The organism is Ruegeria sp. B10 (assembly GCF_056539825.1).
In genome coordinates, this window is the sequence record NZ_JBQFVP010000007.1 from 65,955 (window position 1) to 86,639 (window position 20,685).

Annotated in this window: 16 protein-coding genes; 13 read left to right on the plus strand and 3 right to left on the minus strand. The window is 54.2% G+C overall.

What is annotated here, in order from left to right:
* Nucleotides 1-20: 20 nt before the first annotated feature.
* The 7 genes from ACR0J4_RS11095 (at nucleotide 21) to aspT (ending at nucleotide 10,766) form a co-directional block, all read left to right on the plus strand.
* Nucleotides 21-1,439, plus strand: coding sequence for a circularly permuted type 2 ATP-grasp protein (locus ACR0J4_RS11095; protein WP_170642551.1), 1,419 nt, complete (start codon nucleotides 21-23; stop codon nucleotides 1,437-1,439).
* A 2-nt stretch (nucleotides 1,440-1,441) separates the two neighbouring features.
* Nucleotides 1,442-2,383: an alpha-E domain-containing protein gene (locus tag ACR0J4_RS11100; protein ID WP_170642552.1), complete on the plus strand. Its 942-nt coding sequence runs from the start codon at nucleotides 1,442-1,444 to the stop codon at nucleotides 2,381-2,383.
* A 3-nt stretch (nucleotides 2,384-2,386) separates the two neighbouring features.
* Nucleotides 2,387-3,184: a transglutaminase-like domain-containing protein gene (locus ACR0J4_RS11105; protein WP_170642553.1), complete on the plus strand. Its 798-nt coding sequence runs from the start codon at nucleotides 2,387-2,389 to the stop codon at nucleotides 3,182-3,184.
* Between the two features lie 11 nt (nucleotides 3,185-3,195).
* Nucleotides 3,196-3,957, plus strand: coding sequence for a proteasome-type protease (locus ACR0J4_RS11110; protein ID WP_170642554.1), 762 nt, complete (start codon nucleotides 3,196-3,198; stop codon nucleotides 3,955-3,957).
* Nucleotides 3,958-4,617: 660 nt separating this feature from the next.
* Entirely contained in the window at nucleotides 4,618-8,190 is a 3,573-nt protein-coding gene (locus ACR0J4_RS11115) for a hypothetical protein (protein WP_480668556.1), read from the plus strand.
* Nucleotides 8,191-8,422: 232 nt separating this feature from the next.
* The gene (locus ACR0J4_RS11120; RefSeq protein WP_170642557.1) at nucleotides 8,423-8,884 is read left to right on the plus strand and encodes a hypothetical protein; all 462 of its coding nucleotides are present in this window, start codon (nucleotides 8,423-8,425) and stop codon (nucleotides 8,882-8,884) included.
* Nucleotides 8,885-9,065: 181 nt separating this feature from the next.
* A complete protein-coding gene (gene aspT, locus ACR0J4_RS11125; RefSeq protein ID WP_170642558.1) occupies nucleotides 9,066-10,766 on the plus strand; it encodes an aspartate-alanine antiporter in 1,701 nt (566 codons plus the stop codon).
* A 99-nt stretch (nucleotides 10,767-10,865) separates the two neighbouring features.
* Here aspT and ACR0J4_RS11130 read toward each other — a convergent pair whose 3' ends face one another.
* From ACR0J4_RS11130 to ACR0J4_RS11140, 3 genes are all read right to left on the minus strand, one after another.
* Nucleotides 10,866-12,497: a bifunctional aspartate transaminase/aspartate 4-decarboxylase gene (locus tag ACR0J4_RS11130; RefSeq protein ID WP_170642559.1), complete on the minus strand. Its 1,632-nt coding sequence runs from the start codon at nucleotides 12,495-12,497 to the stop codon at nucleotides 10,866-10,868.
* Between the two features lie 518 nt (nucleotides 12,498-13,015).
* Nucleotides 13,016-13,711, minus strand: a complete 696-nt coding sequence (locus ACR0J4_RS11135; RefSeq protein ID WP_480668559.1) for a GntR family transcriptional regulator — start codon at nucleotides 13,709-13,711, stop codon at nucleotides 13,016-13,018.
* Nucleotides 13,712-13,755: 44 nt separating this feature from the next.
* The gene (locus tag ACR0J4_RS11140) at nucleotides 13,756-14,502 is read right to left on the minus strand and encodes a maleate cis-trans isomerase family protein (protein WP_480668561.1); all 747 of its coding nucleotides are present in this window, start codon (nucleotides 14,500-14,502) and stop codon (nucleotides 13,756-13,758) included.
* Between the two features lie 151 nt (nucleotides 14,503-14,653).
* Here ACR0J4_RS11140 and dctP point away from each other — a divergent pair, with 151 nt between their 5' ends.
* From dctP to ACR0J4_RS11170, 6 genes are all read left to right on the plus strand, one after another.
* Nucleotides 14,654-15,658, plus strand: coding sequence for a TRAP transporter substrate-binding protein DctP (dctP, locus tag ACR0J4_RS11145; RefSeq protein ID WP_170552059.1), 1,005 nt, complete (start codon nucleotides 14,654-14,656; stop codon nucleotides 15,656-15,658).
* A gap of 64 nt (nucleotides 15,659-15,722) precedes the next feature.
* Nucleotides 15,723-16,334 (plus strand): TRAP transporter small permease, encoded by a 612-nt coding sequence (locus ACR0J4_RS11150; protein WP_170642561.1) that lies wholly within the window; start codon nucleotides 15,723-15,725, stop codon nucleotides 16,332-16,334.
* 1 nt (nucleotide 16,335) lies between these two features.
* Nucleotides 16,336-17,631: a TRAP transporter large permease gene (locus ACR0J4_RS11155; RefSeq protein WP_170642562.1), complete on the plus strand. Its 1,296-nt coding sequence runs from the start codon at nucleotides 16,336-16,338 to the stop codon at nucleotides 17,629-17,631.
* Nucleotides 17,632-17,783: 152 nt separating this feature from the next.
* Entirely contained in the window at nucleotides 17,784-18,938 is a 1,155-nt protein-coding gene (locus ACR0J4_RS11160) for a M24 family metallopeptidase (protein WP_170552068.1), read from the plus strand.
* Between the two features lie 130 nt (nucleotides 18,939-19,068).
* Entirely contained in the window at nucleotides 19,069-19,272 is a 204-nt protein-coding gene (locus tag ACR0J4_RS11165; RefSeq protein WP_170552071.1) for a hypothetical protein, read from the plus strand.
* A gap of 4 nt (nucleotides 19,273-19,276) precedes the next feature.
* On the plus strand, nucleotides 19,277-20,683 hold the full coding sequence (locus ACR0J4_RS11170; protein ID WP_170642563.1) for an amidase: 1,407 nt from the start codon (nucleotides 19,277-19,279) through the stop codon (nucleotides 20,681-20,683).
* Nucleotides 20,684-20,685 lie beyond the last annotated feature (2 nt).

Consider the following 20,685-nt stretch of genomic DNA (forward strand, 5'->3'; position numbering starts at 1 on the left):
TTGATCGTCAAACTTCTCGCATGAGTGAGTATTTTGATGAAATGTTCAACAGCGATGGGTCGCTCAGAGGTCCATACGAAGAGATCGGTCGTTGGTTTGATGCGGAAGATGTATCACGGCTAAGAGCTAAGCAGCGCGAGGCTGAGGAAGTCTTCAGGCTGACGGGCATAACCTTTAATGTCTACGGAAAAGCGGAAGCAGAGGAACGGTTGATACCGTTTGATATCGTGCCGCGCGTCATTTCCGCACGAGAATGGCAGCGGCTGGAACGCGGCATCGAACAAAGGGTGCGGGCAATCAATGCCTTTCTTCACGATATCTATCACCGCCAAGAAATCGTAAGGGCCGGACGTGTACCGGCCGAGATGATCGCCGGAAACGAAGCGTTCCTGCCGCAGATGCTCGGCGTCTCGCCGCCTGGTCAGGTTTATACGCATATTGTCGGCGTTGACCTGGTACGAACTGGACCGGATGAGTTCTTTGTGCTTGAGGACAACGCGCGCACGCCGTCCGGTGTCAGCTATATGCTGGAAAACCGGGAAACGATGCTAAAGATGTTCCCCGAGCTCTTCAGTGCCACAAATGTACGGAATGTTTCTGACTACCCGCGAAATTTGAGGCGGTCTCTTGCAGCCTGCGCACCGGCTTGTGCAGAGGGAGAACCCACGGTCGCCGTTTTGACCCCCGGTATCTACAACTCAGCCTATTACGAACACGCGTTTCTTGCGGACCAGATGGCCGTGGAATTGGTTGAAGGACACGATCTGAGGGTTGTCGACGGCCGCGTTTGTATGCGCACAACTCGCGGCTATAAACCTATCGATGTTCTGTATCGCCGGGTCGATGACGAATTCTTAGACCCGCTGAATTTCAACCCTGACAGCGCGCTGGGCGTTCCTGGCATTCTGGACGTCTACCGCGCGGGGGGCATCACTATTGCGAACGCTCCGGGCACAGGTATTGCGGATGATAAGGCAATCTACTCTTACATGCCTGAAATCGTTGAATTCTACACGGGCGAAAAACCTCTGCTTCAAAATGTACCCACCTGGCGTTGCAGCGATCCAGAGTCTCTGTCCTACGTGCTGGACAACCTGTCCGACCTCGTGGTCAAGGAAGTACATGGGTCTGGCGGTTACGGCATGTTGATTGGCCCTACGGCCAGCAAGAAAGAGATTTCAGCTTTCCGTGAAAAGCTGAAGAAGAGACCCGGGAACTATATAGCACAGCCGACTCTGTCGCTTTCAACGGTTCCAATTTTTGCGCGCTCGGGGCTCGCACCCAGGCACGTTGATCTGCGCCCCTTTGTTTTGGTGTCCCCAGATGGGGTTAATATCACGCCCGGCGGTTTGACACGCGTGGCGTTGAAGAAAGGGTCGCTCGTCGTGAACTCAAGTCAGGGCGGCGGGACCAAAGACACCTGGGTTCTGGAGGACTGACCATGCTGGGAAAAACTGCTGGCGGGTTGTTCTGGATGTCCCGCTACCTCGAACGGGCGGAAAACACGGCGAGGCTGCTTGAAACAGGTCAGAGGATGGCGTTGACCCGTTCCAAGAACTCTGCCGAAGAATGGGGCTCTGTACTGAAAACGGCTGGCGTTTTGGATGGATACCACGCCAAGTACGATGACATTTCAAAAGACAACGCTGTGGATTGGGTGTTGCGCGATGCCGACAACCCATCCTCGATCAAGTCGGTCATCAAACAGGCAAGGAACAACGCACGCCTTGTTCGAACCGCACTTACCCACGATGTTTGGAGCGCGGTAAACGCAAGTTGGATGCAAATTGACGAGGCGATGAAGCGCCGCGTTAATGAGCGCGATTTGCCCGCCATGCTGGAGCTTATTCGCCACCAGGCCGCCCTGGTCCGTGGCGCCACTTTGGGCACCATGCTGCGCAATGATATTTTCGATTTCACCCGCATCGGCACTTTTGTCGAACGGGCCGATAACACGGGGCGCATATTGGACGTGAAGTACTACGTTCTGTTGCCCACGGCGTTCTCAGTCGGCTCGTCACTGGACAACATCCAGTGGGAAAGCATCCTTCGCTCCGTCGGAGCTGGCGGCGGTTATCGAATGACCCACGGTCAGAAAACCCGACCGTCTGACATTGCTGAGTTTTTGATCTTGGATGAGCGGATGCCCCGCAGTCTTCACTTTTGTTGTAGAAAGATTCAAGAAAACCTGTCCTACCTGAAGAAAGACTATGGCTTTGCGGGTCCGTCATGCGCCGCGTCAAATGCACTGTACGAGAAATATCTGGACCAGAAGATATCTGATATCTTTGAGTTGGGGTTGCATGAATACATTCAGGATTTTCTGAAAGATCTCGGCAACTTAAGTCGCCAGATCGAGATTGACTACCGGTTCTATGAGTAGCCCATGAAACTGCACGTTCGCCATGAGACACGATACGATTTCGACGCGCCGGTCCCCTTTGGACTGCAGCAGCTTAGGAAAACGCCAAAGTCATTTCGAAATCAAACCATCGAGAGCTGGAGCACTGAAGTCATCGGAGGGGTCAAGGAGCTGAGCTTTGAAGACTACCATCGCAACACAGTGGAATTGATCAGTTTCGAAGCAAATACCCAAAGCATTTCCTTGATATCCGAAGGCGTTGTGGCGGTGGAAGACACACATGGTGTGCTGGGACGCCACGAAGGGTCGACACCGTTATGGCTTTTCAATCGGAGCACGCCTCAGACAACGTCAGGAAAAGGGGTTGCTGATGTGATCGGTTCGCTGTCCCAAGGAGAACCGCTTCAGCAGATGCACGCCTTGTCCGAAGTAATTCGATCTCGGGTCACCTATGAAGTTGGAAGTTCGCACCCAGGCTGGAGCGCTGAAGAGGCCCTCTCAGCGGGGTGCGGCGTGTGCCAGGACCACGCGCATATTTTCATTACCTGCGCTCGACAGATCGGACTGCCGGCTCGCTATGTTTCGGGTTACCTGATGATGAACGAAACCGAGCTGCAGGACGCGACGCATGCCTGGGCCGAAGTTCATTTGGACGGGCTCGGATGGGTGGGATTTGACGTTTCCAACGGGATTTCGCCGGATCATCGCTATGTACGCGTTGCAACCGGCCTGGACTATGCCCAAGCTGCGCCGGTAATAGGGAACCGAATTGGGACAGCGGGCGAGCAATTGACAGTGCAGTTGCAAGTCGCACAGCAGTAACGGAGAACTTAATGACCTATGCTGTGGGCATGCGGCTGAACCGCGGACTGGTGTTCATGTCCGATACGCGGACGAATGCAGGCGTCGATAACATTTCGACCTTCAACAAGATGTTCAACTGGACGGTGGAAGGTGAGCGGTCGATCACTCTGCTGACCGCAGGCAACCTGGCAACCACTCAGGCCACAGTAAGCCTGCTTGAGGAGCGTACAAAGGCGCCGGAAGATCGTTCTCCCTCGATTCTGGAAGCGCCGACAATGTTTCAGGTCGCGCAACTGGTCGCGGCTACGCTGAACGATGTCATCGAAGAGCATGCCCGCTCTGGGCAACAAGCTGACAGCGCTTTTCACGCGACACTTATTCTGGGTGGGCAGATTAAGGGTGGGCCGTCTCGATTGTTCCTGATCTATCCTGAAGGTAACTTTATCGAGGCTGGCGACGACACCCCATTCTTTCAGATCGGAGAGACAAAATACGGCCGCCCAATTCTGGTGCGGGCCTACGATCCCGAAATGAGCTTTCCAGAGACCGTGAAACTCTTGCTCGTCAGTTTCGATTCAACGATCAAGGCGAACTTGTCTGTTGGGGCACCGCTCGATCTACTGCTTTACGATGAAGACAGCCTTGAGGCTGGCACGAGGTCCAGGTTTGAAAGTGACGATCAGTACTTTCGAACGATATCTGAAGGTTGGGGCGACGCCTTGAAGTCTGCCTTGTCGAAACTTCCAGAATACAAGGCGGTGTCCGAGCGAAATAGTCGATCCTCGGCTTAGTCCGCGCCCAGGTCATCGCCTGCTCATAGTTCACGCCCTCGCACTAATGTCTGTTGTTGCGGCCGCCGCCGCAGCAATTTGAAGGTTGGACAAACTACTGCAAAGAGCCGTCGGTGTTTTGGGCTGCATGCGCGGTAAAATTGCCCCTAAAACGCGACCTTCACCTTAGAGCTGAGCGACATTCCACATCTGTCACCGTTCAGAAGGGGTGCCGTGCCCACGGCTCCAAATGCCGCCCGGAGCGCCGCCGGGGACGGCATTTGATTGACATTTTGGGGATTTTGGCGCAGAATAAAAGCATATTTAATTAACATTAAACCTATTTTACATTTGCATATCAAACTTGGTCGCCATTGGTGCAAAGCGTCCTTTTTGGCGCAATTCCCAAGTGAAATCAGCAGAAGTTCATATTTAAATCGGAGGCTCGTTTCAGCTATGCCTAGTCACTTTCAATTTGTTTTCGGTCGTGTCACTCAGAAGGAAAACGGCCAACCCGTACACGGACTACTAGTCAAGATTCGCGCCGTTTTTGGCAACGCCTGGCACAAGCGAGATGACTGTAAGATCGACTTGGGGTGCGTATTGACGGCCGCTGATGGCCGGTTTGTGCTCACAGTAGATCCGTCGAAAATCCCTGATGATTGCAAATGCGAAGGCCCCATGGAATTTCGGATGAAGCTGCGCGATCGCGATGGAAGGCGCATTCACAAGGCCCGGCTCAAGGTGGAAGACTGTTCCTGCAGCGAAGGCATCAATTTCGACGTTGCCGTTCCGGCAGAAGAATTCATCTGCCACCTGAACCGCCCGTTAAGCTGGGTCGTGCCCGACAAGCCATTTTTACCGGACAGTATCTTGGATGACATAGAGGAAGCACTTGAGCTTGTGGATGCCGGGCGGCTGCAGCGAAAGCGCTTGGACCTCTCTGAGTGCGTTCGACCGACGCTTGCGATCTTCGGCAATGCGCTTGATGACGCATGGCATGTTCTGAACGGCAATATTGCTGCCAAGGGGCGATTTGTGGATGTGCTAAATGCCCTTTGCGCCACGTCGCCAACGGGTTGCGGCTGCAACGGCGCGTCCGGCGAGGATGCTGGCAGCGTGTTGCAGGACATTTTTGACGATGACTGCAACGACGACGACTGCAAACCGGTCAAATCCAAACACAAATCGGCCTGCTGTTCCGACCATGTCTGTCCGACGGGAAAATCCCTGATCGCCGACGAAGACATAAGCCTGATGGTTTTCGCTGCCATGCATGTGTCCTGCGGTCACCGACCAACAATGGTCAAGTATGTCGGCGCGTTGTTAGAGCAACTATGTCGTTTCCAAGCGTTAACCGCGCTACACGAAGCAGCCGTCAACCTGATCTGCAAAAAACCTCATTCAAAGCGGCATTTTATTGATTTGTTAGAATACGTGCTGTGTATCTGCACTGGTAAAGCCCACTGCGGTCAGGTGCCTTGCTGCCACCTTTGTATACGTCAGCCCATTTTGGATTGCATCACAGATGCCTATCGGAACTGGTGCAGTATCGACTGCTACACCGTGACTGAGATCAACCCCGAGCGTGCTTGCCCTGGTGATACTGTCGCTATTTGCGGATGCGGCTTTGGCGATATTGCTGGGAAAGTGCAGTTCACTCAGCATGGAACGATGAATCCCGGCCCGATCATGGAGCCGACCTCGTGGTCGGACAAACGCATCTGCGTGGTCGTGCCCACTAGTGCGGGGTGCGGATTGACGATCATCCCGCCTGCTCAGACCATCAACGTCTGTGATCGTTTTCTGGACTACCGCATAAGCGGAAAGATGTTGGCTGAGTTCGAAGGCACAAGCGCTGATATCCTCAAGTTCATTGTCAAAGGGCATCAAAATGACGACTGTCTGTTGCCTGGCGAGGTCCTCAAAATTCGTTGGAAAGTCTGTGCCGCAGACACCGTGACAGTTCGCATCGTGAACACCGAAACCGGTGCTGTCATTGCACAGATTGCACCAGCCCCTGATCTGGGGCGTTGGGACTTTGATCAAACCGATTTCAATCAGACGACAAAGGTACGTGTCGAAATCGTCGCGACCGGGCAATGCAAACCAGCTACTGTCAGTCAGGGTCTGGACCTTGTCTTCCAGAACCCACCGGACCTGTCCATTGACGGGATAGAGGTAACGCAGGCGATCCAGTATTACCGTGCCGCCCAGCATCTGACGGATCCGGCTGATCGCGGCCCAGACAACTCGTTGCAACTGGTGGCTAATAAATCGGCCTGGGTGCGAACATATTTGCGCAGCGGGCAGGATCCGAGTTTCGACAACGGGCAGCTCGGCAATGTCGGCGGCACACTTCAAGTGGAACGCCGGGTTGGCGGAGTTTGGTCCTCGGTGGCCAATATCCCGCCGTTCAATGCCCCGATGACGGCCCAGGACAGTTTCTCCAGCTATGACGCAGAGCGGCGCGATATCGACGCGACTCTGAACTTCATCATCCCGGCCAGTGTTATGACAGGGCTATTGCGTCTTTCGATCACCGTCTCTTCGCCGGATGATTGCTATGGCGGTAGTGACACAGCCCAACAGCTTGTCGATGTCGACCTTGAGCAAGAGTTGCGCGTTGCAGCTGTCACGATCGGCTATCAAGGCCCGCCAATGGGTGGCGGAGCGAATATTACCTTGCCAGCACCTAACGCAGCACAGGTGGCCGCTGACACCAGTTTTGCGCTTCGGGTCTTCCCCGTGGGCAGCACGCCTAACGTGCGGATCATCGACAGTCAGACCACAACACAGGGGCTGACAAACAATATGTTCCCGGCAGGCGGATGCGATCCCAACTGGACACCAATCCTCAATTTCGTGGCCAATGCCCGCACGAATGACGGCAATCAAGGCGACTGGCTTTACTATGGTCTGGTGAATGCGGCGATCCCGCGCTCGCATGGCAACACAGGATGTGCCAGCGGCGGCAACGGTGCCGGCCTGTCCAACAATCCGGTTACGCTCGCGCATGAATTGGGCCATCAGGCGGGCCTGCCGCATGCCCCATGCGGAGCGGTTGGCACACCGAACGCGAGCTATCCGCTGTACGAGCCCTACGATACTGGTATGACAACAACCAATTCCAGCGGCAATACAGTCTATTCAGATGCGAGCATCGGCGAATACGGTCTCGACACAAATGACGGGACCATACACCGACCGGCCAACAGCGAGGATCTGATGGGCTATTGCGGCCCGCGTTGGGTTTCGATCTTTACGCATAGCTACATGCTGAACCGTGCCGAATTTGACCCTGTCGCACTGGCAACAGGCGTCTCTGGCGGCAATGCGACAGGGGCAGGTGACATGGAAGTCGACCGGCAAGACCAAGTACGTCCATTCGTCACAATTGTCGGAGCGGTTGACAAAGACATGCAAGCATCGGTCGCAAGCCTCGTACGGGTTCCAACGCGGCCCGTAAGGATGTCTGGCGCGCGCACTGATCTTGTCATCCAATTGCTCGGAGACAATGACGAGGTGATCTCATCTGCGCCCGTCTTCACTATGGATACGCACGACGCCAATGGTGATAGCTGCGGTTGCGGCGGGGGCGGCAAGAAGGATCCGGCTGAACCGCCCTACAACTTCATTGCGGCAATGGGTGATGTCGACCTCGGAACTGCAATTCGAATTTGCGAGGGCGATACGACCCTATGGGAACGCAAACGCCCGGCGCGGCCCATTCAACTAGCATCGGCCGAAGCCAGTATTGGCAAATCTGGTCTAAAGGTCTCCTGGAAAACGAATGGAGCCAAACGAGGCTATGCCCCTGATATCTGGCTGCAATGGTCCGCTGATGGCGAACGCTGGAACGGCCTGACGGTTGGCGTGACGGGCAACACTGTGGAGATTGACCCAGCCATCATTCCAGCCGAAAAAGTCAGGATCAGGGTTCTGGCGCATGACGGCTATTCCACCGCGACGGCCGACACCAAGCCAGTTAAACTGCCCGCGGCCCCGCCCGAGCTTGCCATCATTCATCCCTTAGTGGGTCAGGTGGTGCGCGCAGACAGACCGCTACACCTCTGGGGCACATTCACAGGGCGAACAACAGTAAAACCTGTTGAATGGTATCTGGACGGTAAAAAGGTCGCGAAAGATCTGGATGCCTGGGTCGACGCACTCAAACCGGGTGAGCATGAGGCGGAACTGCGCGCAAAAGGTGCGAACCCGGTAGTCGTCAAGTTTTCTACAGGTGCCCGCTAGTTGACCACCTTTGATGCGCTGCAGAACACAATGTTCCAATGATCGCATCCAGGGCTGACGCCTGAAGTCCGGCGCGCGTTAGAAGTGATTACAGAGCCTACATGGCATGAGGCAATACGCGCAGTGTGCTGAGGACTGAGAAAAGCGACAAAGACCTCAGTTAAGAGTGTCTCATCAAAATCTGCACATCTTGGGCAGTGGAAATGCGCATTCGCCGGTCACATCTGGCGGCATGAACCGTTTGACCGCAGATAACTTGGCATTGTGCGCCTTCGCAATTCTTGCAGCGCAGCCTTTGCAATGGCTTGCACAAAGCTGGCTTAGTCCGGCCTACGGATCGTACGGATACATCTATATTCTGCTGATTTTTGGTTTGGCCGGCATGAGCGTTCTGAGCGGCCGTCCGAAAGGTACAGGCCCGCAGATACCAGCGATTGCCTTGTTGCTACTGGCAGCTTTGGTTCGATTTTTAGGACAGGTTTTGGCGGTCAATATCCTAAGCGCTCTCGCGCTTGCATTGGATGTTTTCGCGCTGGTTGGGGCATTGCAGCTGCATCGGCGCCCCTTCGCGCTTTCGCCATTCTGGATGGCCACTCTGCTTTTGTTTTCTTTACCAACCGAGATGGTCTTGCAGCGCATGCTTGGCTTCTCCATCGAAATGGCAAAGGCTCTTTCCCCAAAAGGCAAAGAATGAATCGCGTGACCTACATTTTAATTTTTTGATCTCAAGTTAAGCCGAACATTAAGAGAAACTGTTCCGAATGGTTTCATAGAGCCCGAACGACGTCGGTTGTCTAAATTTTTTTGTTTTCAATACAGTAGGGCGCTGTATCTTGATGAGAAATGACCAGCGTTTGAACCCTGGAGATTTAATAATGGAATTGATTACAGAACAGCTTCGCGCCTTCCCGATTATGGCATTGTTTCTTTGTCTGGGTCTTGGATACGGCGTCGGAAAGTTTCGGGTCGGCAAGTTCGAATTGGGGGGCATTGCGGGCACGTTGTTGGTGGCGGTCTTCATTGGCCAGATCGGTGGTATCAACCTTAGCACCGACGTTCAGAATGTATTCTTTTCCCTCTTCATATTCATGGTCGGTTACAACGGCGGGCCTCAGTTTTTTGCCGCCTTGAACCGAACTGCGCTGACCAAGTTACTGGCCGCGTTTATGATGACCCTCTGGGGGTTGTTTTTTGTTATCGTTGTTGCTCGGTTGGCGGGCTTGGACAAAGGGCTGGCTGCGGGGTTGGCCGCTGGCGGCCTGACACAATCTGCAATCATTGGCACCGCTGGAAACGCCATCGATCTGCTTGGGCTCGCCGCTGATGAGGCGGAAAAGCTGAAAACCAACATCGCCGTAGGATACTCGGTTACTTACATCTTTGGTTCAATCGGCCCGATATTGGCAGTTAGCATCATTCCCATCATCATGCGTGTCGATCTGCGGCAAGAAGCGATAAAATTGGCTCAGAAACTCGGGGGTGGTGGTCCCAAACTAGAGGAAGGAGAATTCCTTCCTATGAATCGGTTTGACGCCCGCGCCTATCAAGTAAATGCCGATGCAAGCATTGCCGGAAAATCCGTCAAGGACATTGAAAGCGGCTATGATGGCGATCTGATCGTCGAACGGTTGCTCCACGATGGCGCTCCTGTGGATCCGACCCCTGAAACGATCGTCAATGCCGGAGACGTTGTGGTCGTCTCCGGGCTCGTCGCGACTTTGACCCAGTTCGAGGGGAGCGCCAGTGGCGAAATCGGAGAGTATCCCCCTGAACTGACGGTTGTGGAGGAACGTCGCAACGTCGTGGTCACCAACCGCAAACTGACCGGCAAAACCTTGGCAGAGCTGCGCGAGGCTCTGACGGCGGATCAAAGGCGCGGTGTTCATATCTCAAAGATCACTCGCATGGGCCATGATGTACCCGTCCTGCACAACACTGAGATTCACGCAGGTGACGAGATAAGTATTGTCGGTCACAAGGACGACTTGAACCGAGTTTCCAAGGTTGCGGGCTATGTGCCGCCTTCGGCCTCAGTCACCAATTTCATTGCATTGGGGATCGGTGTGGCCATCGGTTATCTGATCGGAGAGATCAGTTTCGTCATCGCCGGAACGAAGGTGGCTTTGGGGTCCGGCCTCGGTTGCCTGGTTACAGGATTGACCATCGGCTATTTGCGCATCCGGCAACCCAAGATCGGCGGTATTAATCGTGGAGCTGCTAATTTCCTTCAGAGCTTTGGTTTAGCTGTATTTGTCGGTGTTGTTGGCCTCAATGCAGGCAAACCCGCGCTGGAGGCGATTCAGGAATATGGGATCATACTTCTGCTTTTGGGTGTTGTGGTTACACTGATGCCGATGATCGTGCAGTTCCCGATCAATTATTTCGCTCTGCGTATTAAGAACCCGGTTGAAGCCTGTGCGGTTGTGACAGGATCACGCTCGGGCAATCCCGGTTTTGCGACACTATTGGAAAAAGCCGGGAACTCGACACCGACACCGGCCTTCACAATGACCTATGCCGTGGCCAATATTTTCCTGACTCTCTGGGGGCCTTTGGTTGTGGCTTTTGTTCCGTAAGTCAGACCTCACAATAGCCAGGGTCCTAGCTTAGAAGGGTGAGATCAGCATGTGTGTCAATCACCACGCTGATCCGTTGCGCTACGCAGTAGCTAGATGTCAACCGTGCAAAGGCAGTCCTTTCGAGGCACGGTAAGCCTGCACGTAGCCAGTGGCCACCGCGCGCACCGCTCTTCCGATCTGGCTGTAAGCACTATCATCCAAATTGGCGAAGGATACCCGCGCCGACCAGTTAGGCGCGTCAAAGCCCGATCCATTGAGCAGCACGATCCCGTGGTCCTGCGCCAGTTTGAAGGATATATCCAGCGGGTGAACGTTCTCCTTTATCCACTCGACCACCTCTTCGCCCACGTATTTGCCAAGCCAGAACTCAAAGTCGATAATACCGTAGTATTTGTCGAACAGCGGGTTGTCGGGAACTTCTATACCCATCCCGTCGACCAACTCGTCAAAGCGATGTTTCAGAATACCCCAGCAGAATTTCTGATAGGCCTTCTCTTCGTCCATAAGCTCGACGAGTGAAAACAAGGTCATCATCACCTGTTGCGGCAGCGACAGACCAGCAGTGTGGTTCAGCGCAACATCGCGGCTGTCGGCGACGATCCGGTCGATGAACTTGAACGAGGATGGGTCAGGCGTCAGCGTTTCGTAGCGCGCGTTGACGACGGCTTTGGTTTCGTCCGGAGCATCCGCAATCATCTTGTCGAAGATGTTATTCTCAGCCACTAAAATCGCGCCCAAACGCCACCCTGTGCAACCAAAATACTTGGAGTAGGAATAAACCCCGATCGTGTTTTCAGGCAGATGCCCCAGGATAGATTGAAAGTTTGGAACGAAGGTCCCGTACACGTCGTCAGTCAAAATGATCAGGTCCGGGCGGCGGGTCTTTACGAACTCAACAAGCCGAGCCGAGACTTCGGGGCTGATAGCGACTGAAGACGGATTGCCTGGGTTAACCAGAAAGAGTGCTTTGACTTTTGGGTCGGACAGAATTTCGAAATCTTCGTCGTTCAGTTGGAAGTGGTCCTCTTCTTTCGAAGAGACATCCACAGTGTTCAGCCCATAATCTTCAAGGACCGGCATTTCCAGATAGGGCGTGAAAATCGGTGTACCCAACGCAATCGTGTCACCGGCATTCAGCAATCTCTGGTTCTTGAGCGCTTTGAAGATATAACACATCGCTGCGGTTCCACCCTCGACTGCGTAGATATCGAACTTCGCATCCGGTCGGTGCCCCGCGCACATCGCCCACATAACGTATTCGTGGACGATCGCTTCGTTGTGTTCCATGCAACGGTCGGGCATTGGGTAATGGTCGCCGACGATACCATCGGTCAACTCGAGCACGAAATCGTCTGGCGTAAACCCAAATTTCTCAATCGCAAAATCAACGACCGCCACCAAAGTACCTGCACCAGGAGGGCCGTTTTCTTCAAACGATTTCGCGCAGTACGTTTTGAGCCGATCATAGCAGCCTGGCCCTTGCGGCATCCCAGCCAAACCGACCTCCGGCTCATTCCGATGGCGCTGAGCTTCTGTCATGGCGAACTGCCCCAAGAAGAAAAATGCCTCCCGTGCTTTGGTGGCGATCCAGTTTGGGTTCCCTCGACCGGCATTTAGGTATGGCAGAGCCATCTGCCGCGCCTCTTTTTGCGCCAACTTGATAAGTTCGTCTTTAATTTGGAAAGGACTTAGGTTTTCAAATTTGTGCAGATTGAGCGATTCTGGCATGACTTCAAATCCTTGCGTTAAAACAGATGACGTAGTTCAGCGGATCGCATGCAAGGCAATGTGTCAATGAAAACAACGATAATTGAAGGGGACAGTGCGCAACCGAGGATTGCGTGGCGTCATTAGAAGACTTGGCTGTAACTTACTTGCAAGGCCGTCAGAGTGATAGAAATTGCGCTGAGGTTCTGAGCTAACATCCCATAAGAAATTGCAATGCCCGAAAAGGGAGCTCCCAAACATTCTGCGCGCGTATGATCAACTGTCGCTTTTTGAGGGGCTGACGAGATGCGCAAGGTAGCGTGCGACTCTACTGACAGTCGCTTCACAAAACACCCGCACTGAGGTGTTTCTATCTCCGTCATGTCCAACGTACAATTTTTGGCGAACAGAAGCGTTTGCTCCTAATGGTTCGAAATCTAACCAGAATGCGGTTGTGCCAATGGGAAAGGCCAGGTGATCTGCCGAAACCAATTTTTCTGAAGTTCTAAGAAAATTCCAACGAGCATTCAGCAATCGACTCAAAACTCACGTTCTTCTTGTCGCTTCAAAAGATGTGTCTCAATCAGTTGAAAAGCATATCCGATGTAGACTCTCTGCAGAAATCCGACGGCGGCGACGTCTTCACGCTCCAGTGCGTTGGCCAAGTCAGAGGTCTCTCGCACCAATGAGTCGTAGGCAACTACGCCAACAATCTGTTCCATGCGATGCCAGACGCTGGACGACTGGAAATATGCCTGGTTCCAGAATTCGCGCAGAGAGTGGTTTCCGATCAGAGATGTGATCAGGGTCTGTAGGCGTTGGTTCAGTTTTACGTATTCCTGAGAGTCCAGCCGCTCGCGCAGCGCGACGGCTTTTTCATGGATCGAACGCGCTTCTTCGCGGTGATATTTTGTGACAGTGATCGGCGACAAGGCCCCGATCATCTGGGCAAGCTCCATCCTCATTTCGTAAAGATGGCGGACCCGCTCTGCCGAAAGCTCGATGACAACGGTGCCAACACCATTGCGTGTCTCTACCAATCCAAGATGCCCTATGCGCGCGATGGCATCTCTGACGGGGGTTCTGCTGACTCCGAATTCCTTGGCAAGCGCAGCCTCTTTCAGTTGAGTGCCCGGAGGGTAGTGCGCGAAGCAGATGCGCTCCAAGATTTGTTCTTGGATCTCGTCTACGGTTGCCTTTGAGGGCGCCGCAATTCCTGAATCTGCGATAGTCACGGTTCTGATCCCTCTGGGTGCTCTTTGCTGTCTTAGACTACCAATCAGTAGTCTCTCAACAACCGACCGTACCCAGCAATTTGGTCATCAACACCCGCTTTACGCAAGACATCCCATGCCATGGCTTGATTGGAACAAATTACGGGTTTGTTCAGGGCGTCTTCGAGCCGCTCGATGACTTCGAGTGACCGCAAAGCACCGCAGCTAATAAACACGGCATCGGCAGCCCCGGAATCGACCGAATGGGCCAACTGTTCAATCACGTCCGGGCGCACACGGATCATGTCGCTGTCTTTTTCCAGATTCAGGCCGCGTATCTTCGTGACGTGGAGGCCTCGTTCTTCAAGATACTGTTTTTCTTTCTGATTCACGTCTTCAAGGTAAGGTGTACACACCGCGATCTTTTCTGCCGAAAGTGCTTTTAAGGCGCGAATGGCAGAGGTGATCAAAGAGGTCGCGATCGCGTTGGGTGCGCCTTTGCGCAGTTCGCGAAATACGTTTTCTTCTCCTAGGACCAAACTGCCGGACGTGCAGGCATAGCTGATCACATCCAGACTACCATCTGGCAACAGGGTTGACGCAGCGCGTGCCAAGTCAGCCCCGACTGCGGTCAGACTGTCAACTGTGATGCTGTCTGGAATGGCCACCCGGGTGAAATGTGCACCGACGCCTTCTGGTATCAGTTCCATCATATCGTCTTCGATTGTCTGCTCGGTCGCGAGTAGAACGAATCCTATTTTTGCCCGTTTGTGGCGGCCCTCATCGAACATGGATTCTGGATCAATTCTCATGACATGCATGCACCTACCTCATTTTTATGTGAAAATAGCGACTAAAATTGATCATTGACATTAAGCTGTATACAGGTCAACTGTCCCGCCAGCCTGATTGGGGTTCCTCAAGCACAGGCCGAGATTCGATCAAAGGGAGGTACCTTCGTAAATGCAGGTGTCAAAATTTCTGAAAACTGGGGCTGTCGCACTCGGCTTTGCCGGGTTCACCGCGTCTAGTGCATCGGCTCAGGACATCATCCTGGGCCACGTCATGGATCAGGAACACATCTTCCACAAAGTATCCGAACAGTTCATCGAACGGCTGGACGAGCTTTCTGGTGGAACCATGTCGGTTTCTTATCACCCCGGTGGTGATCTGGGTGATTGGACATCGATCGTTGAGCAGGTTGCTCAAGGCGCTGTTCAGATGACCATGTCGTGGAACCATTCCGAGCTTGATCCGCGCTGGGACGTGTCCGTTCTGGGCTATGTCGCCAACGACTGGGAGTCGGGCAAGGAAGTCTACGGTCCTGGTTCGACGATGAACGAAGTCTACAACGACATCATGAACGACCTGGGCATGGAGTTGCTGGGTACGATCCCAACTGACTTCACCGGTTTCGTTGTGCGCAAGGGCGTTGAAGTTCCCGTAGACTTCCCGGCCGATGCAGAAGGTTTCAAGATGCGCGTTCCGGGTATGCCCATGGCGATCGAGCGCTACAAGGCAACCGGCTTTTCGGCCGTTCCGATGGCATTCTCCGAGGTTCATACAGCATTGCAGACCGGTGCGATTGACGGTCGGGCTTACTCGCCGCCATCCGAAGTTCTGTTGTTCAAGGACGTGTTGAGCGCGTACGTCTTCACGCGCGAGAACTTTGAACACACCTTCTGGACTGCAAACAAAGCCTGGTTTGATGGCCTGACAGCGGAGCAGCAAGGCTGGGTGAAAGAGGCCGCCAACGAAGCCGTCACCTGGGCCTGGGAAAACGCCGAGTCCGAAAGCCCCAAGTGGTTCGAGCAGATCGAAGCGGCCGGGATTGAAGTCGTTGAACTGACCCCCGAGCAGCTGGATGCCTACCGCTCAAAGGTTGTCGCAGTTGAATACCCCTACATGGAGGAGATCATCGGCGTAGAAGTGATGGGTGCCATCAAACAGGCGGCGGGCGTGGAATAGCGCCACTTACGAACACGCGCAAACCAAGCTTTGCGCGTGTTTCCTTTTGGGGATGGGAGGGAAAATGACCAAGGATATCTTGCACACGGACAGTCTGGACGATGTTCTGGTGCCATCGCCGATCATACCGGTGCCTGCGGTAGAGGATCGCGAACTGCCTGTCTATCGCGGCCTGGATGGACTGTACTCGCTGGAAGCCAAAGTTGCGTGGCTGATGCGCGTCATCATGTTTTTCGCAATGCTTGCCCTTGGCTTGGTCATGGCCGCGCAGGTGTTCATGCGATATGTCATTTCGTCTCCGTTTCTCGGTATCGAAGAGCTGGCACCGATGATGGCCTTGTGGATCTACTTCATCGGAATGGCGTACTGCTCGCGCGAGCGTGACCACATCGAAGGTGGAGTGATGTCGCTGGTCTTTCGAAATCGAAAGACATTGCTTGCCCTCCGTTTGTTCGGATCAATCCTGTGCCTGGTCGCACTGGTCGTTTTTGCCAAATATGCTTGGGATTTTGCGCAGTTCAACATCAACCTGAACCGCAAAAGCTCGTACATGAAATTCCCAAAATACATGTGGGATCTCAGCATGGTCTTCGGCTTCGTGCTGATGGGTTTCTACATGCTGCTTCAGATCTTTCTCGAAGCCCGCGCCCTGAACACTGGCAAGGGAGGAGAATGACATGACGCTGTTTTTCGTCGCCATCGCAATTGTCATTGTCCTGCTGCTGATCGAGGTGCCCGTCGGCTTTGCCTTCGGCATCGGTGCGCTTGTCTTTGGCACTTTGCAGGGCACAGACATCTCGTTTCATGCCGGGTTCGGCTATTCGCAGGTCAGTGCGTTCTCGCTGCTTGCCATTCCGCTGTTTATCCTGTCGGGCACCCTGATGGGCGCGTCGGGGATATCCGAGCGACTCCTGGATTTCGTTAATTCCTTCGTCGGACGCACCAAGGGCGGGCTTGGCGCAGTTACTGTTGTGACTTGTGCGCTGTTCGGCGCGATTTCGGGATCGGCCTCTGCTGCGATTGCAGCCATCGGGAAAATCATGGTCCCTCGCATGATCAAGGAAGGGTATCCCCCGGGCCATGCGACTGCGCTTGTTGCTGTGTCTTCGGTTCTAGCGCTGATGATCCCACCCAGCATTCCAATGATTGTCTTCGCGATTGCGATCCGCGAGTCAGTGGCCAAGTGTTTTCTGGCGACCATGGGGCCGGGGATCCTGCTGGCCGCGACCTACTGCGCGCTGAATTTCTGGTTCCTGCGCAACAACACGACGATCACTGTTGCAGAGAGACTTTCTTTTTCCGGCACCGTGAAAGAAATCGGTCAAACCGGTAAACGTGCGAGCCTTGCGATCATCATGCCGGTGATCATTTTGGGTGGCATCTACAGCGGCATCGCCACTCCGACCGAAGCAGGGTCGATGGCGCTGGTCTATACTCTGGCCGTTGGTCTGTTGATCTACCGTACGCTGCCGTTCGACAAACTGTTTGCCTCAACAGTCGAAGCCGCACGTCTAACCGGCGCGATCCTGATGGTTCTGTTTTTCCTGTTTGTCATGAGCCGCGGCATGGTTCTGGCCAAGGTGCCGACCCAATTTGCCGATCTGTTGCTGACCATATCGGAAAACAAGATTGTCATCCTGTTGTTGATCAATCTGCTGTTGCTGATCATGGGCATGATCATCGACGACGTATCGGGTGGAGTTCTGGCTGCGATTATCCTGCTGCCGGTAACGCAGAAGATTGGTTTGGATCCGATCCATTTCGCTGCCATTGTCGGTACAAACCTGGGATTGGGCAACATCTCTCCACCTTGCGCACCGCTGCTTTACATGGCCGGGGGCGTCACACGACAACCCCTGTCAAACTATGTCGGCCCGACCTTGCAGTTCCTGCTGCTGGGTCACCTGCCGATGGTTTTCGTTGTTACCTTCGTGCCGCCGGTCGCTCTTTTCTTACCGGGTCTCCTAGACTGAGGCGCGACGACGCCGCCCGCGTGGAAGGCGGGCGGTGTTGAAATTCACATTCGAAATGGCCGTCCGTGCGACAATGACAGGACGGCCTCAGGATCAACCCTGCCATCGGTTTTGGTGTCATGCCGTTGGCTTTTCTTGAAGGATGAAGGCACATGCTTGAACACGCGAAACAAAGAACGATTGAGCTGCAGAGCCGCATGAAGGATGCAGGCATCCAAAAGGCCGTGTTTACCGATGAAAGCTCAATGGCCTACCTGGCAGGTTTCTGGGGTTACCTGGGGATCGAGTTCGGGCGCCCCACGATGTTGGTGGTGGACGCGGATGACTCGCCTGTCGTCATCACGCCGCTGATGGAGTCGGAGATGGTCGGTGCGATGACATGGGTCGAAGACGTACGCACCTGGGAAGATATCGGACAACGCACATGGGGCCGCGCGCTGGCCGTTGCTTTGGGTGGTAGGCCATCCGAGATCTGGGTTGAAAAGGGGTCGATCCCCGCAATTGTCCGCAATCATCTGGACGAGACTTATCCGGGCGTTCCTCTTAAGGATATCTCTCCGGTATTGGGCGCGATGCGGACCATCAAATCTCCCTTCGAAATAGAAGTGATGAAACAGGCTGGAGAGATCGCTGGTGCGATGATGCTTGCGGCGCACAATTCCTTGAAAGAAGGCGCACAGGAATACGAGAGCGCGCTGGCGGTAATTGATGTAGGTTCGCGCAAGGCGGCCACTTTCCTGACTGACAAAGGTTGGGACAGTTTCGTCTCGCCCATGATCCACAACCTGCAGATTGTTCAAAGCGGTAAGAAAACCTCGATGGTGCATGGTCGTGCCGGTGTGAAAGCATATGAAAAGTTTGATCCCGTCTATTTCTGCTTCTGCAACATGGCGCAGTTCAAACAGTACAAGCTGGGCTTTGACCGTATGTTCCACATCGGAGAAGTGAAAGACCTGGACCGCGAGGTGCAGCAGGCTGCGATTGACGCACAGCAAGCCGCGATCCACGCGATCCGCCCGGGCGTTCTGGCCGAAGACGTCGCTGCAGCCGCTAACGAAGTCTATCAGGAACGCGGTTATGAAACCGGCTACCGTACCGGTCGATCCATCGGTGTTGCATATCTGGAAGCGCCGGAGCTCAAAGCCGGAGATAAGACAGTTCTGCAGCCGGGCATGACCTTTGCGGTCGACGGCGGCATCTCTGTCGATGGTGTCACTGCAGGTCGGATTGGTGACTCGGTGGTCGTGACGGAAACCGGGTTTGACTACATCACCAACTATCCGCGTGAGATCCTGCTTAGTAAATAGGCCTACAGACGGTGGTATCGGTCAGGGCAGCAGATTGCCAAATGGTTGAACTATCGCAACTGTGACGCACGAGTGCGGCGCGCGTCTTGGCGCGCCGGAGGATTCATCGGAACCTGCGTGGATGGGTAACATGCAAAAACTGAAAAAAGAGACTCTGACAGGTATCTGCAGTCAGATGGCCTCGCACGACTGGAGCGATGCGGAAATAGACGAACTTGTAGACCCGAAATTAGGCATCATTACCGGATTTCAGGAGTTGTTGGACGAGTTGGAGGTCCTTCGCAAGATCGACCTTGGCACGATACCTCCGGCCTTGACTGTTCAGAAGCGATAGACAGATGACAAATGAAATAGCGTTTGACACTGTCCGCGGTCTTAAGTCCAGGCTTGATGCCGGTGAAATAACGCCAACTGAACTGGTCGCGGTTTTTGCCGAGCGGATTGCAAGGCACAATGACCGTTCCAAGGCCTTTATCACCGTGACAGATAAATCTGCGCGCCAGGTGGCCAAAGCCCTCACGCGCGACGATTTGGAGCGGGCGCGTTTTGCGGGTATTCCATACGCATCCAAAGATCTTTTCGACATCGAAGGGGTTCTGACATCAGCTGGATCGCGCGTGTTTCATGACAGAATTGCATCGGAGGACGCCTTTGTCATCGCCCGTATGCGAGAGGTAAACGCGCTGAGCCTGGGCAAGACCAATCTTCATGAGTTTGCTTACGGCGCAACCGGCGAAAATGAGGTCTATGGAACCTGCGTGAACGCCTATGACCCAAGCCGACTGGCCGGAGGATCGTCCAGCGGATCAGCGGCAGCGGTGGCCTTCGGCTTGGTCCCTGCCAGCCTGGGTACGGACACTGGCGGATCAGTGCGCGCGCCTGCGGCGTTGAACGGGCTAGTCGGACTGAAACCAACCATTGGCCGAGTGCCGACGACGGGTGTGGTGCCATATTGCTGGACGTTAGATCATGTGGGCATCATGACTCGAGACGTCACAGATTGCGCTGATTTACTCGGGATCATTGCGGGCTACGATCCTCGTGATCCGGGTTCGCAAAACCTTGCGGTCGAAGACTATGCCGCAGCGCTCGATGGCGATATCTCTGGGTTGCGCATCGGCATTCCCACAAATTTCTATTTCGAGCGAACTGATCCGGAAATCTTGACAGCATTGGAAGATGTCAAACGCTTTGTGACTGCGAAGGGCGCGGCATTGATCCCAGTGACCTTTCCGGATCTTGAACATAGCCGCGCCGTGTCTCTCACCGTTCAGATGCCGGAAGCTCTGAGCGCGCATTCGGCCTATTTGCAAGACCGGGGCGAGCTTTATGGGCAGGATTTTCGCGCCGGATTGGCGCTGGGACAGACGCTCCTGGCGGAACACTACATTCGGGCCAAGCGCTTCGTAGAACTCTATCGGCAAGAGACCAACGCGTTGTTTGATGAGGTCGACCTGATCCTGACGCCGGCGACGCCGGAAATTGCGCAAAAGCTGGGAACCGTGAAGACAACCCGTGACGGTGTGGAAGAAGCAGTTGGCAATGCCACTACGCGTTTTACTACCTTCTTTAACATGTCCGGCCATCCTGCGCTGACGATGCCATGTGCAATGCACTCGGAAGGATTGCCGATTGGGTTGCAGCTGGTTGGCAGGTATTTCGAAGAAAGCACGGTTCTTCGTGCCGCCTTTGCCATTGAAAACGACGGGGCGTTCACAATCCCGCGCCCGAATGTAGACGGCTAGGG